The following is a 14,960-nucleotide window of genomic DNA, read 5'->3' as shown; positions in this document are numbered from 1 at the left end:
GACTCCAGGGAAACGCATGACTGTGAACTAAGTCAAGAAAGTGATCGCGTGTGATGGGTGACCCGCTACAGTATGGCTGACGCTATGTCATCGAGAGCGGGGTGAAGTGTGGAAGCCGGGGATGTCCTCGACGGCCGCTATGAGGTCGGGAAGCTGCTGGGCAAAGGAGGTATGGGCAGGCTTTGGAAGGCGACCGAGACGGAGACCGGGCGGACGGTCGCGGTCAAGGAGCTGCGCCTGGACGAGTACACGCTCGGTCGAATGAGCGAGAATGAACGCATCCGGTACGAGATCGAGTTGACGAAGCGGTTCAAGCGCGAGGGGGTGATCCTCGCGGACCTGAACCACCCTCGGATCACCCGGCTGCTGCACAGCGGCTATCTGGACGGCGCGCCTTACCTCGTCATGGAGTTCGTCGACGGGGACGACCTGCGTTCCTTCCTGGACCGGCGGCGACCTTTCCCCTTCGACGCCGCTGTCTCCGTCGCCGTGGACATCGCGGAGGCGTTGGAGCACGCTCATGCGAACGGAGTGGTGCACCGGGACCTGAAGCCGCACAACGTGATGGTGGCGTACGCCGACGGGGCGGCAAAGGTGATCGACTTCGGGATCGCCCACCTCACCGACCCCTACGCGACCCGGTACACCGAGCTGGGCGCCACTCCGGGCAGCGTCGGGTACATGGCTCCCGAGCAGCTGGAGGGCGAGCGGAATCTCTCCGAGGTCGTCGACTTCTACGCGTTCGGGTGCGTCCTGTTCGAACTTCTCACGGGCCGACAGCCGTTCGAGGAGAAGCCGGACCGGAACAGGAGCATCCAGCACCTCAAGGACCTGCCACCGCGCCTGCGCTCCATCAACCCGGCTATTCCGCAGGAGATCGACGACCTCGTCTGGGACCTGCTGGCCAAGGACGCCGCCGACCGGCCCCGGAGTGCGGGGGAGGTGCTGGACGTCCTGCGCCCCTTCCTGCCGAAACCCGGCGACCCCGCACCCGATCCGGAGATGTACCCGGACCCGACCAAGCGTCACCGGCTGGGAACAGCCTCGGCGGACAGCGCTCACACCCCCGCCGCACCCCGTCCCGCGGCACGGCGTTCCCACCGCCGTTCCGGCGGCTGGCTCAGCCACAAGCAGTTCGCGGGTCAGATCGTCCTGGCTCGCGCGGAACTGAGGGACGGCCCGGGCGTGCGGTGTGCCGAGCTTCAGGCCATGCTGCCCAAGGCGGTCAAGGACTGGGGACCTCGTCTGGAGGACGTGCTGGAGGCCCGTCTCGTATGCGCCCATGCCGCGCTCCTGGAGGGCCGGACAGCGGACGCCGAGGCCCTGTACGAGGAGGTGGCCGACGAGGGAGACCCGCCGGACCGTCTCGTCCTCGAAGCCGAACTCGGTATCACCGTCTGCCGGATGCGCGAAGGGGATTACCCCGGAGCCTTCAACGGCTGGCGGTCGGCGGTGCGCGGAGCTCTTGCCCTGCCCCCGCCGATGCCGGAGCCGTTGGCGCGTCGCTGTCGCGAGGTCGGCGAGGAGCTCGCGGAGAAGGGCTACCGCGCGGAAGTCGCCCCCCACCTCGATCAGTTGCCCGACATGTAGCGGTCAGGTGCGGGGCAACTGCCCTGTGGCCAGCAGGTCCCCCAGTGAACGGCTGAGCTCCGCACCCACCGTCCGCATCTCCCGCATCTCCCGCTCGAAGGCACTGACCCGCCGGTGGACCTCCCCGTACCGTCGCTGTTCCGCCAGGGCGAGCCGTGGGACCTGGAGCCGCCGTACGTCGACGCGTGACGTGGTCGACGCGTGGGTGCCCGCCTGCTGAACGTTGGCCGGGGAGCGCAGACAGCCCGCGAGGAACCAGGGGTCGAGGACGTCCGGCTTCACTCGGAGCAGGGTGAGCTGAGGGCCGAGCACCGACGGCGCGTCCGTGTCGACCTGGACGTCGAAGGCGCGGGCCAGCACGGAGACGATGACGTCCTGCGAGGCGGTGACGGTGAGGGAGCCGTCCAGTTCGCCCTGGGCGACGGCCGACGAGGACAGCCACAGGTGCGCCGGCCCGGCGAGGGGAGCGCTGATGACGACGCGCGTGTCGTCCTCCCGAGGCTCTCCTTGCCGGACCTGCTCGTCCGGCAGGGTCTGCCCGGACCGGATCTCCACCGCGCCCGCCCGCTCCAGCTCGCCGACGCTGATGAGGGGGGTGGGCTCGTCGTCACTGGTGGGGCGCAGTTGCGCGAGGACGGCAGTGGCGTCCCGCACCTCGCTCATGTGGCCGTCGAACCGGGACCACAGACGCCGGAGATCGACGACAGTGGCGGTCCGGTTCCTCGGAATGTGACGGGCCGGTGTCAGATCCACCTGTTCGTCCAGCAGGTCGATCACGGGTACGGAGACGCTGCCCCGTGTCCCTTCGCCGGAGAGGGCGCCCATCACCTGCGCCGTCACCGCCGGCCAGTCGATGCCCGCCTTCTCCGTGCTGTGCCGTGCGGTGTCCACCAGCGTGAGCTCGGTACGGGGTTCCTCCTCCCCCTGCGCGCCGGCACCCTTCGCGTGCAGGACCCACACGTGCAGCCCGACGCCGTAGGGCGGAGCGGCGCCCGGCGGCAGAGCGATCACGGCGCGCAGCAGACCGGCGCGCAGCAGACCGGACCGGATACGCCGGCCTGCTCGGCGGGCCGCGATCGCGGGGGGCAGGACCAGCACCGCCACACCACCCGGGGCGAGGGACGCCACCACGTGCTGCACCCAGGCGAGTTCCGGTTCGGTGCGCGGCGGTTGGCCGTACACCCAGCGCGGGTCCGTGGCGAGTTCGGCGTGGCCCCAGTCGCGGTCGTTCGACGGTGGATCACACAGGACGACGTCGGCGTCCGCCCCCGGGTGGGCGTCGGCCCGCAAGGTGTCTCCCGTGCGCAGCGAGACGTTCGACAGGCCGTCGACAGCGAGGCGGGCCTCGGCCAGCCGGGTCAGGGTGGCGTCGTTGTCCTGGCCCAGCAGACGCAGGTCCGCGCCCCACTGCCGGCCTGCGGCGGCCAGCAGCGTTCCGGTACCGCACGCGGGGTCCAGGACTGTGAACACCGGTTCGGGGTGTTCCAGGCCCGCGATGCCCAGCATCAGCTCGGCGAGATGCGCCGGAGTCGCGGTGATCTGCCGTACATGAGTGCGCAGCCAGCGTTCCAGGAGCAGGAGGAAGGTGGCCCGGCCGTCGCGTGCTCCGGCCACCTCCAGGGTCCGTTCCAGGAGGTCGGACCGGTACCGGTCCGAGGCTTCCCCGCCCGTGGGCCGGATCGTCTCGGCCCCGCTCAGCCGTAGCCCGGCCTCCGCCACCAGCAGCCCCGCCGCATCTCGCTCGCCCAGTGCCTCGTACTCGGGCCAGAGCCGGTCGAGCGGATGGACCGGTGCCTTGAACTTGTTCTCCTGCTGGAGCCAGGCCTCGACCTCGGGCAGGGAGAACTGCGGATAGGTGTCGGTGCCGCCGACCGGGGCCGGGAAGTTCTCGTGCCGTCGCCGCCAGTTGCTCACGGCGGCCCGCCCGACCCCCGCGATTCGCGCGATTTCCGCCAAGGTGACGAGAACCGGGGGTGTCCCCGTACTCCCTGACATGATCTCCTCCGCACTCTCAGTCGCTCTGTCCTGCCTTGCTTGACTGAGTTTACGTATACGTCGGGCATTCGGTTCGGGACGTTCCGTGAAGACTGGCGGCGCACTGTCGGTGGCGGTCCGTACCCTCGTGGACATGGAGGGGAACGACTTGTCCCGGGCGGGGGAGCGGCTCAGTGTGTACGCCTATCTCACCGCGCCCGAACGCCTCGAGTACATCGCGGTGATGCGGGTGTTCTGCGGAACGCTGCTCGCGGATCTCGCGGTGCCGGACGTGCTGGCCAAGCTGGGCCGTGAGCTGGACGCCGAGACGCTGGCGGCCCGGCTGGAGAAGCTGGCGAGCTGGGGGAACCTGCTCCGCAGCACCCACACCGTGAAGGCGACCAGCATCGCCGACTACCAGCGCTCCCGATCCCGTTACCAGCTCTCCAAGCTGGGGGAGCGTGTCCAGCGGGACGCCGACGAGGTCCTGGCGGGGGCGGACGCCGCGCGGGAGGTCAGCAGTGAACTGCTCGCGCTCGTCGACCGGGGGCTGAGCGAGATCGTCGCCCTGGCCTCCGCGCCCGGCGGCGCCGATCCGCAGCAGGCGTGGGAGCGGATCAGCACCCTCTTCGTCCAGTTCACCGAGTTCGCGGAATCCGTGCGGGACTTCTATGCCTACCTGGGCCAGGTCCTGGCGCGGTACGACCTGGACGGCGCCGAGTACCAGGGGTTCAAGGAGCTGCTGCTCGACTACGTCGAGGCGATCACCGAGGACGTCTCCCTGCGCTCCCCGCGCATCGCCGCTCACCTCACCGCGGTCTGGCCGCACCTACCCGCGCTCCTCGCCCGCATCGACACGCACGCCACAGGCATCGCCGCCCTCGCCGAGGCGCTGCCCGAGACCCGGGTGCAGCGCAGCCGTGGGCGGGACCTGGCCGACTGGGAGGGACTGCGCGACTGGTTCACCGACAGCGGCGGCCACGGCAGCCAGGTCGACCAGTTGCGCGACGCCACGCTGCGGGCGCTCCAGTCCCTGCTGGCCAACGCCAAGCGGATGCTGCGTTCGGCCTCCGGCGAGATGTCCCGCCGCAAGGACCTGCTCCGGCTCGCCGCCTGGTTCGACGCCGCCGAACCGGCGGAGGCGCACGACATCGCGGTAGCCGCCTTCGGGCTGTACGGCGCACGGCACCTCGGAGTGGCACCCGACCCGGACCGGACGGTTCCCGCGTACGTCAGCTGGTGGACCGGACCCGTGGTCGACGTACCGGTCGCGCTGCGTGAGCGCGGCAGCAGGGCCCCGCGCGGGCGTTCGGCCGCAGCCGAGGACCACACCGAGCAGAAGCGCCGCCTCATGGAACAGGCACGCGAGGAAGCGGCGGCCCGGCGGGCGGCGGCCGACGAACTGCGCAGCGCCTCGGGGTACTTCGGGCAGGTGAGGCTCAGCGCACCGGCCATGAGGCTGCTGCTGGAACTCCTCACCACCGCGCTGGGGCAGGCCCGTCTGCACCGCTCGGCAACGGGCTTCGAGCTCGACGGTGCGCGGGCGAGCGATGCGGACCTCGGCATCCTGTTGACCGTGTGGCGCACCCCGGGCCGTCACACCGTCCTGCGCTCGGTCGACGGAGACCTGGCGGCGGACGACCTCACCGTGGCCGTCGAGAGCATAGGCACGCCCGTCCCGAGCGAGGCGACCGCCTGATGGCCCTGCCCTCCACCCACGACGTCGCGCTCGCAGCCGAGCGCCGCGCCGCCGCCCGGCTTCTGCTGGCCCACCCGCTGATCACCAGCACCGGGCCCCACCGTGACACGTTCCCGCTGGTCCGCAAGCACGCCGACTGGCTCGCCCAGCGCTTCCAGCAGGTGCTCGGCTACCGCCTGCTGGTGGAGGCCGGCTACGCCCGTCTGTTCAAGGCGGGCCTGGGCCCCGGCGCCGGCCATCGCCTCGAACGCCCGTCGACCGGCACGCCGTTCACACCACGGACGTACGCCTACCTGACTCTCGCGCTCTCCGTCCTCGTCACCGCCCCGGAACAGCTCCTGCTCTCGCAGCTCGTCGGCGACCTGAGGTCCGCGGCCGTGGACGCCGGCCTGGAGATCACCGACAACGGACGGCAGACCGAGCGGCGGACACTCGCCGCCGCACTGCGGCAACTCGTCGACTGGGGTGTCCTGACCGAGACCGAGGGCCACGTCTCGGCGGTCGCCGAGGACAACGGGGGCGAGGCGCTGCTGACCGTGGACCGGGAGATCGCGCGGGCCGTCGTCGCGGGTCCGCTCGCCCAGAGCCGTGACGGAGCGGATCTCGTACGACGCGCGGCCGACCCCGGCTTCGGCGGTCCCCGCACGTACGTCCGCCGACGGCTGGTCGAGACCCCCGTCGTCCACCTCGACGACCTCACGGACGCCGAGCGCGAGTGGCTCCGTACGCGTCAGCGGCGCGAGTCCCAGGCATTCTCCGAACTCCTCGGTCTGGAGGCCGAGATCCGTGCCGAGGGGATCGCCCTGATCGACTCGGAGGCCGACCTGACCGACCTCCATCTCCCCGGTACGGGTACGGTCGCCCAGGCCGCGCTGCTGCTGGTGGAACGGCTCGTGGACCGACTGCGCCCCGAGAACCCCGGCCATCCGGCGGTCGGCGGGCGGCTCGTCATCGGCGTACCCGTCCCCGACGCGACGCTGCCCGAGCTGCTCGACGAACTGATCGAGGAGTACGGCAGGCGCGGCAACTGGCAGCGCGGGCTCCTGGACGACCGTGACGCCTTCCTCGCCGCCGTCCTCGACCACCTCACCCGGATGCGTCTGATCGCCCCCGCCGGACCCGTCCGCGCCGACGGCCACGGCCTGCCCGAGGGATATGAGGAGACGGCGACGGACGGCCGTGTCGTCACGGACGTCTCCGAAGCACGCGGCGGGGGCGGCACGACCGGCTGGGTGCTGCTCGCCGCAGCGGCCCGATACGCGACGACAGTCGCGGTGAAGCCCCGTCGAGCCGCTGAACCAGGACGAGCACCCGCCCTTCTCGACACTCCGCAGGAGCCGCCCCGATGACCCACGGTCCGGACCGTCAGCACCGCTACCGCCTCCACCGCGCCGGCATCCGCAACGTCTGGCAGTACGACGAGCAGGAGTTCGTCTTCGGCGAGGGCCGCCTGCTGCTGCGGGGCAAGAACGGCGCGGGCAAGTCCAAGGCCCTGGAACTGCTCCTGCCGTACCTGCTGGACGGCGACGCCCGCGCCCTCGACGCGACCGGGACCGGCCGCACCACCCTCCTGTGGCTGATGCTCGACGGCTTCGAGCAGACCAACCGCCTGGGCTACCTGTGGCTGGAGTTCGCGCGGACCGACGAGGACGGGAACGACCATCACCTCACGCTCGGCGCCGCAGTCCGTGCCTCGCGTTCGACCAGCACGGCGAAGCCCTTCTTCTTCGTGACCGGCCTTCGCGTGGGCCACGACCTGCACTTGGCCCCGGCCGGCCAACCGCTCCCTCTCGACCAGCTCAGAACCGTCATCGGCGCGGACAACCTCACCGACCGGGCGGTGGAGCACCGGGCCCGGGTCGCCCGCGAGCTGTTCGGCCTGACCGACACCGCCCGCTACCGCAACCTGTTGCACCTCCTGCACCGTCTGCGCCGCCCCACGATCGGCGACCGCGTCGACTCCGGTGGCCTGGTCTCCGTCCTCGCCGAGACCCTGCCCGCGCTCGACGAGGAGGTGGTGGAGAAGGTGGCCCGCAACCTCGACGACCTCGACACCGTACGGGCCGACCTCGGCCGCCTCGAGCGGACCGACCTGGCGTTGCGCACGTTCCTCACGGGCTACCGGGGCTATCTGCACGGCGTGCTGCGCAGGCGGGCCGAGGAGACGGGCACCGAACTGGGCGGGCTCGCGGACTGCCGCAAGACGGCCGGGGACGCGGGCCGGAAGGTGGAAGCGCTCCGCGGCCGGGAGCACGAACTGACGGCGCGCGTCGAGGCCCTCGAAGAGGACAGGGAAGCGTTCGAGACGGACCTCGCGGCGCTGCGCGTGAGCACCGGATACCGCAGCCTGAAGGAGCTCGGAGAGCGGCGTGCGACGGTCAAGGCGCTGCACAGCACGGCCGTCACCGCCTTCAAGTTGTTGCGGCAGGCCCACAGCAACCAGGAGGGCGCGGGCCGGCGGCTGGGCACACAGGCGCGGCAGTTCGGCGCGGAACTGGTCGACCTGAGCACGGCACACGGTGAGTCGGTGAAGGAGGCCGAGCGGTCCGGTCTCGATCCCGCGCACCTGGGGGAGCCCTTCGCCCTCGCGGTCGTACCGCTCGCCTCCGCCGAGACGGCCCGGCTGACCTCGCCGGACGGCGACCTCCACCTTGTGCGGCACGACGCGGTCACCGCCGTCGACACCGACGCGTGCACGGCGGCGCTGGCGGCCTGGGACACCCGGCTCGACGCCGTACGACCGGTGATCAGGAACCGGTCCCGGACGGTCACCGAGCTGACCGGCCTGGTCCGGCGAGCCGACCGGGCCCGGCAGGACGCGCACGACGCGGACGCCGCCCGCGAGCAACTGGAGTCGCAGGCGGAGAGCGCGCGGGGCCGGGTGGAGCTGCGCCGTGCGGAAACGGCCCGGGAGTCGCAGGCGTACGCCGTCGAAGCGCGGGCCTGGACCGAGAGGCTGTGCACGCTCACCGGCGTCCCCTTGGACGTCGTACCCGCCCATGACGCGGCTGACGGGGCGCTGTCGGCGCAGGTCCCCGAGGAAGTGGCCGACGAGGTGCGGGCCGCAGTCGCTCCCTGGCTGGCGGAGGCGGGCGGGAGACAGGTCGCGCTGGCCGTCACCGTCCGGGAACTGACCGGCACCCGTGACCGGCTGAGCCGCGAGCACGAGGAATGGGAGCGCCGCACCGACCCGGAGCCGACGCCTCCGCCTCATCGCAGCGCCGGCCGCTCGCCCGGCACCGGAGCACCGTTCTACCGGCTGGTGGACTTCGCCGACGGCCTGGCGCAGGGGGAGCGGGCCGGTCTGGAGGCGGCGCTGGAGGCGAGTAGCCTGCTCGACGCCTGGGTCTGCGCGGACGGCACCGTTCTGGACCCGGCCACGCACGACACGCTCCTGGCCGCCGGTGCACCGGTCGCCGGACCGGCGCTGAGCCGGGCGCTTCACCCGGTCGCGGCTCCGGAGAGCGGGGTGACGGTCGAGCAGGTGAGCCGGCTGCTGGAGGCAGTGGCGCTGGTGGAGGCGTCGGCGGGGAGCGGCGCTGCCCACACCGTCATCGGGACTGACGGTTCCTGGAAGCTCGGGGTCGCCCACGGTCGGCACGGCAAGCTGTCCGCCGAGTACGTCGGTGCCGAGGTGCGCGCGGAGACCCGGCGGCGGGCGCTGGTCGAGCTCTCCGCGCGGATCGCCTCGACGCGGGACGAGCTGGCGGGATGTGAACAGAACCTGCGTGAGCTGCGCGAGCACCGCGACCAGGTCGACGACCTCGTGCGCCGTCCGCCGTCGGCGCGAGGGCTGACCGCCGCGTGGGCCCGTACCGAGGAGGCCGAGCGCGCGGCCGAGTCCCTCGCCGGTCAGGTGTCGGCCGCCGCCCGGAAGGCGGAAGAGGCGCGGGCCCGCGAGGTCGTCGCGCGGCGGGAGGCTGAGGCGACGGCGAGTGCGCACGGCCTGCCGGCGGAACTCACCGCACTCGACACGGTCCGCCTCGCCCTCGACCGCCTGGGCCGGGGCACCGATGTGGTGCGCGGGCGGATACGTACGCTCACGTCGACAGTCGGGACCCACCGTGACAGCCGGGCCGACTACGAGAGCGCGAAGTCGGCCCGCGAGGACGCCGAGTCCGACTACGGGGAGGCGCTGAGCCGTCTGGAGGCAGCCCGGCGCACCGTCCGGACCCTGGAGGAGGCACTCGGCGCCACGGAACAGGAGATCCTCGACCGCGAGGCCGAGGGACAGCGTCGTCTGGACGCCGTGCAGCGCCAACTTCCGCGTGCGCGCAAGGACATGGAGGGCGTGCACGACGATCGGGTACGTGCGGAGGAGACGGCGACGGAGCGGCGCGGGGCGCTGGTCGCCCAGGAGGGCAAGGTACTGACCAGCGGACGGCGGCTGCGTACGACGCTGTCGCTGCCGGGTGTGCTGGAAGGTGCGGGGCTGGAACAGGACGTGGACCGGATGAGGGTTCCGGACCCGGTGCACGCCGAGGCCAGGGAGCGCGTCAAGGCTCTCCGCCATCTCGTCGACGTCCTCCGTGACCGGCTGGACGCCAAGGCCCATGACCTCGTGGACAACGCGTTCCACAAGCAGTACACCGTGCTGCGGGACCAGCTCTCCGGCGGGTACGACGCGACGATCGAGGAGTACGACGGCATCAAGCTCTGCCGCCTCGTCGACGACAACGGCCCGCACGACGTCGCCGGTGTCGGTCGGCGCATCGCCGCAGAGGCCGCTGCCGCGCGGGGCCGCCTCACCGACCGAGAACGCGAGGTCTTCCAGCGCTTCCTGACCGGCGAGCTCGGCGACCACCTCTCCACCCAGGTGCTCGCCGCGGGCACCCTCGTCGCCGCCCTCAACTCCACGCTCGACACGGTCCGCACGTCCCACGGCCTCGGTGTCACCCTCGACTGGAAGCTGGCCGAAGGCGTCGAGGCGGACGTCAAGGCGGCCGTCGACCTGCTGCGCAGTCCCGCCGCCCTGCGCACCGCCGAGGAGTCCGAGCAACTGCGCGACGTCCTCCAGCGCCGAATCGAGGACGCCCGCCGCGCCGACCCGGCCGCGGGCTACGCCGCCCACCTGCGCACCACGCTCGACTACCGGGAGTGGTTCACCTTCGTCCCCTGGGTCGTGAACGACGCGGCCCCGGCCAGCCGCCGCCGGCTCTCCGGCCGGACCGGCCTGAGCCAGGGCGAGCAGCGCGTCCTGTCCTATCTGGTCCTCTTCGCCGCCGCGGCGGCCCACTTCACCAGCCTCGCCGAGTCCGCGCCGCACACGCCTCGGCTGATCCTGCTGGACGACGCGTTCGCCAAGGTCGACGAGCCGACCCACGCGCGCCTCGGCCGCATCCTCGTCGACCTGGACCTCGACTTCGTCCTCACCAGCGAACGTCTGATCGGGAACTGGCCCGACGTGCCGTCCCTGCACATCTACGAGTGCCTGCGGGATCCCCACGTACGAGGTGTGGCGACGCTGCACTACACGTGGAACGGGCGGCAGCGGAGGCTGGTGTCGGTATGACGGACGACGAGCCTTTGGACACCGCCACCCGAGAGTTCCTCACCCGCCCCGGCCTGGCCCGCCTCTGGGCGACCGCCCGCACCCGCCTCGAACGCAACGCCCTCCGGCCGACCGGCACGATCCGGCTCCAGAACCTCGACGCGGGGGAACGCGAAACCCTGTCCCTTCTTCTGGCGAGGCCCATCACCGGCGCCACAGCGGTGATCCGCCTGCCGGACCTCGACGCCCGCTTGCGCACCAGCGCCGTCGGCAGAGGCTTGGCCGCGACGCTGACCGTCCTCGGCCCGCCCCTGGTGGACCGCAGAGCAGCCCGTGACGAGGCATCGGCGGAACGCGCCCGACTACGTGCGGAGGCGGAGTCGGCTCTCTCCGCCACCCCCCTCGCCGATCTGCCCTGGGCCCACGAATGGCTGGCCGAGACTCACCGCACGGGCACCCCTACGACTGTCCTCCAGGCGGTCCGGACCCTCGCGCACCTCTTCCCGGCCTCGGCCTCGTGGGGCCGTGGCGACCTGGCCACCCTCACGACGGGCTCGGCCCACGGTCTGGACGACGACACCCCGCTCGCCCGCCTCGTCCTGCGAGGCATAGCCCTCGCGTACGACACCGGCCTCCCGACGGGTGCCCCCGGCCGCCGCGCCCTGTGGCGCACCGCCGGAGTCACCCCCGACGAGGTCTCCAGCACGGTCCTGACGTACGGTCTGCGCCCGGCCGGGGCCACCTGGCAGGAGGCTGCCCTGCGCGAGCGGTCGGCCCACCACCTGGAAACTCATCTGACACTGCGTGAACTGCGGACACTTCACCTGTCGTTGTCCCCGAACACCTGCGTCCACGTCTGCGAGAACCCGCGCGTCGTGGAAGCCGCCGCCGACTCCGCTCGCACGACCCCCCTGGTCTGCACCTCGGGCAGCGCGGCGACCGTCGTTCTCACCCTCCTCGACACGCTCGCGGAGTCCGGTTGCGCCTTCGTCTACCACGGCGACTTCGACTGGCCCGGCATCACCCTCGCCAACCGGATCATGGGCCGGTACGACGCCAGTCCGTGGCGGATGCGGACAGCCGACTACGAGTACCTCGCGTTGCGCGCGGAACTCCGCGGCATCCCGGCACTCCCTCTCGCCGGCCCCCGGGTGGACGCCGGCTGGGACGCCGAACTGGCTCCGGCGATGCAGGCGTTGGGGGTCGCCCTGCATGAGGAAGCGGCGTTGGAACTGCTGCTGGAGGACCTCGCGCAGGACTGACGTGCTCAGACCTGCGGATCCATCGAACGCAGCAGGTCGAGCAACCCTTGCGCGGGCACCAACTGGTCCTCGGTGATCGGGTCCGGGCTGAAGTGCATCACGGCGTTGCGGAAGTTCCGGCAGTCCTCCAGCGCCGTCAGGAAGTACTGCTGGTCGATGATCCAGCCGAGTGTGGTCCAGTTCTCGGGTTCGAGGAACAGGTACCTGTAGTCACCGAGGGTGAGGTCTGCCGCGGAGTGCACCCGGGCGGCCCGCCGGCCCGGGACGATCGCCCTGATCCGGTCGAGCGGGATACACCGGTCGACCATGCGCCGCAGCCGCTGTTCGATCTCCTCCAGCAGGACCAGGGGCCGTATCCGGGTGCCGAACTGCACGGTCAGGTCGGCCGCGGTGATCAGTCCGCAGACCTTGTGGTCGTGGTCGCGGACGACGACGTAGCCGGACTGCTGGATGGTCTCGACCCAGTTGAGCAGGTCGTCGGAGCGGTCGGCCTCCTGACCGCGGACCGTCGCCGCGCGCAGATCGGGGGTGCGGTTGGCCATCCGCGCCTTCCCGATCGACTCCCAGCTGACGACGCCGCTCAGCCGACCGTCCGTACCGAGGACGGGGAGCTGGCTGAAGTTGCGCAGGACCATGAGCGTGGTCGCGGTGTCGAGGCTGTCGCCGACCCGCACGCACTCGGGCATACGGTTCGCTGAGTCGAGGTTGCTGACCAGGTAGGCGACGGCGGGTGACTCCGTGTCCTCCTCGGGCAGGCCGACCACCTGCCCGAGGGACGGCGACGGGAGAGTGCCTTCCGCGGAGACGGTCCTGGTGAACACGCTCGTCCCCGAGTCGTCCGGTTCCGAGCCTCCCGCGAGGACGGTGATCTGGCTGTCCAAGGTGCCTTCGGTGAACGGCGGGACAGTGACCAGCCCACCGGCCTCCAGGTCGCTCTCGATCTGGTCGATGACCGCCGGATACCGGCGCTGGGCTCCCCAGACGGCGAGGAAGTCCCGGATGGACAGGATCACCGGCTGATCGGTTCCGCGCCGGCGCACCTCCTCGTACAGCTTCGCGGGTTCGGTGAGCGTGGCGGCGAACTCGTCCGCGTCGGGGCGCCCCGGGTCCGGCCTTCCCTCGGCGAGATGCGCGACCCGGTCCGCCGCGCCGAACCTGGAAAGTTCGAACACGGTGAGCAGCGAGCCCATGCTGTCCAGGAGGTCGGGCTGGATCCGCTGCCGGTCGATGTCCGTGACGAGCCACTCGACCCGTCGTACGTGGTGTGCTCCGTCGGCGCTGTCCGCGCGATACTCGTACGCGCCCACCACCCGGCCGACGGCCACCAGCCAGGACTTCAGCGGGAGGACGACGAGGTCGCCGACGTGGATCTCGTGGACGAAGCGGTGGAGCTGACCGGTCCAGTTGCCGACGGTGTACGGACCTTCGTCGGGGTAGCCGGCGGCGACCGCGGCCTTGATGTCCTCGCGGGTGGCGGCGCCCGCCAGGTCCTCCAGCTCGTTCCATCCGGCGATCAGCAGGCCCTGTTCCAGGGCGGTCTGCTCCCGCTCGCCGTTCTGTCCCGCGCGTACCACCCAGGCCCGCATGACGTGCCCCTCCCCGTGAACTCGGTGAGGCCCCCCTCACACGATCGCGTGGCGCGACCCTATAGCAGCCGCACTCGGCAGCCACCGGAAAAAGGCCACCTGACCTGTTGTATCGGCCTCCCCTGGCCCCCGTGGCCGTCTCGCCGCACCCGTAGACTGCCCCCACGGGAGTGGGGCCGATGCGAAGGCCGTGACGAGAGGGCCGGGGGACGAGAGCGCCGATGCAGCCGTTGGACGCCGAGGATCCGCGTGTGGTGGGACCGTTCGAACTGCTGGCCAGACTGGGCGCGGGTGGTATGGGCGTGGCCTTTCTGGCACGCCGGATCCCCCTGGACGACCTCTCCGGGGAACTGGCCGCCGCGTACAACCTGGTCGAGTCCGACGGCGCCGGGACCGACCCGTTCCGGCTGGTCGTGGTCAAGATGATCCGGGCGGAGTTGCTGGAGGGGGAACTGCAGGCCCGGAAGCGGTTCGGCCGGGAGATCGACGCCGTGCGCGCGGTGGTCAGTGAGAGGGTTCCCGCGCTGATCGCCTTCCAGGAGAACCCGGCGAACGGACAGCCGTGGTTCGCCATGGAGTACATCGCGGGGCCGTCTCTGGGAACGCTGGTACAGGAGGCCGGTTTCCTCGATATCGGCCCGTGGGCGGCGCTCGGCCTCGCTCTTGTGGATGCCTTGCGCGCGATCCATGACGCGAACCTGCTGCACCGCGACCTCAAGCCGGGCAACGTCGTCATGGGCCCGTTCGGACCCGTGGTGGTGGATTTCGGGCTCGCGGGCCTGATCGAACGGGCCTCCGGCCAGTCGCTCACCGAGACCGGGAAGGGCATCGGAACCCTCCAGTACATGCCGCTGGAGCAGGCGATGGACACCAAGCGCGTCACTCCGGCCGCCGACGTGTACTCGCTCGGTGCGACGCTGTTCTACGCCCGGACAGGCAGACCGCCCTACAAGCACGTCCCGATGGCGTCCGCGCCGAAGTGGGACGGCGTCACGCTGCCCTACCTCTCTCTGCTGGCCCAGGTCCTGGTCGGTGCCGCCGGCCAACGCCCTACTCTCGACGCACTGGAGCTGAGCCTGCTCGGTATGCTCGCCGAGGCCGACCTGACTCCCGCTCTCGCGGCGGAGCAGCTCATGACGTTCGTCGAATCCGCCGGGCTCACCCCGACACTGCCCCCGGGCGTGCGTGTCGCTCCCGTCGCCCCGGAGATCGAGCGACAGGCGCGCCAGGCGATCGAAGCCGACCTGCCGGACGTCGACCCCGAGTTCTACGGCATCGATCTGGACGAGGCGGACGACGTCGATGTCATCGACGACATCGAACCCCCCGCCCCGGCGTACCCCCCGACCGTCGTGGAC

8 protein-coding genes are annotated in these 14,960 nt (G+C 71.5%); 6 read left to right on the top strand and 2 right to left on the bottom strand.

Translation table 11 applies throughout. From position 1 onward, the window contains the following. The first annotated feature begins 108 nt into the window (after positions 1 to 108). Positions 109 to 1,590 (top strand): serine/threonine-protein kinase, encoded by a 1,482-nt coding sequence (locus AOK24_RS17515; protein WP_276206839.1) that lies wholly within the window; start codon positions 109 to 111, stop codon positions 1,588 to 1,590. A 3-nt stretch (positions 1,591 to 1,593) separates the two neighbouring features. Here the strand turns inward: AOK24_RS17515 and AOK24_RS17510 are convergent, their stop codons facing one another. After that, the gene (locus tag AOK24_RS17510) at positions 1,594 to 3,585 is read right to left on the bottom strand and encodes an N-6 DNA methylase (RefSeq protein ID WP_055721009.1); all 1,992 of its coding nucleotides are present in this window, start codon (positions 3,583 to 3,585) and stop codon (positions 1,594 to 1,596) included. Positions 3,586 to 3,718: 133 nt separating this feature from the next. Here AOK24_RS17510 and AOK24_RS17505 point away from each other — a divergent pair, with 133 nt between their 5' ends. The 4 genes from AOK24_RS17505 to AOK24_RS17490 are packed head-to-tail and all read left to right on the top strand — an operon-like array spanning position 3,719 to position 12,016. Further along, on the top strand, positions 3,719 to 5,263 hold the full coding sequence (locus tag AOK24_RS17505; RefSeq protein WP_063799470.1) for a TIGR02677 family protein: 1,545 nt from the start codon (positions 3,719 to 3,721) through the stop codon (positions 5,261 to 5,263). Then, positions 5,263 to 6,612, top strand: a complete 1,350-nt coding sequence (locus AOK24_RS17500; protein WP_055721008.1) for a TIGR02678 family protein — start codon at positions 5,263 to 5,265, stop codon at positions 6,610 to 6,612. The genes AOK24_RS17505 and AOK24_RS17500 overlap by 1 nt, the downstream gene beginning before the upstream one ends. Then, on the top strand, positions 6,609 to 10,775 hold the full coding sequence (locus tag AOK24_RS17495) for a TIGR02680 family protein (RefSeq protein WP_055721007.1): 4,167 nt from the start codon (positions 6,609 to 6,611) through the stop codon (positions 10,773 to 10,775). Before AOK24_RS17500 ends, AOK24_RS17495 begins: the two co-directional genes overlap by 4 nt. Further along, positions 10,772 to 12,016 carry a TIGR02679 family protein gene (locus AOK24_RS17490; protein ID WP_055721006.1) on the top strand — a complete coding sequence of 415 codons (1,245 nt, stop codon included), beginning with the start codon at positions 10,772 to 10,774 and terminating at the stop codon, positions 12,014 to 12,016. Before AOK24_RS17495 ends, AOK24_RS17490 begins: the two co-directional genes overlap by 4 nt. Before the next feature lie 5 nt (positions 12,017 to 12,021). On the opposite strand, the gene AOK24_RS17485 is transcribed toward AOK24_RS17490, so the two are convergent. Next, entirely contained in the window at positions 12,022 to 13,602 is a 1,581-nt protein-coding gene (locus tag AOK24_RS17485) for a CBS domain-containing protein (protein WP_055721005.1), read from the bottom strand. 251 nt (positions 13,603 to 13,853) lie between these two features. Between AOK24_RS17485 and AOK24_RS17480 the strand changes: the two genes are divergently transcribed. Then, a partial coding sequence (locus AOK24_RS17480) for a serine/threonine-protein kinase (protein ID WP_159051903.1) occupies positions 13,854 to 14,960 on the top strand: 1,107 nt, incomplete at its 3' end.

The organism is Streptomyces niveiscabiei, assembly GCF_001419795.1.
GTDB lineage: Bacteria > Actinomycetota > Actinomycetes > Streptomycetales > Streptomycetaceae > Streptomyces > Streptomyces niveiscabiei.
The sequence above is the reverse complement of the archived record's forward strand: the minus strand, read 5'-3'. Positions and strand labels throughout refer to the sequence as shown.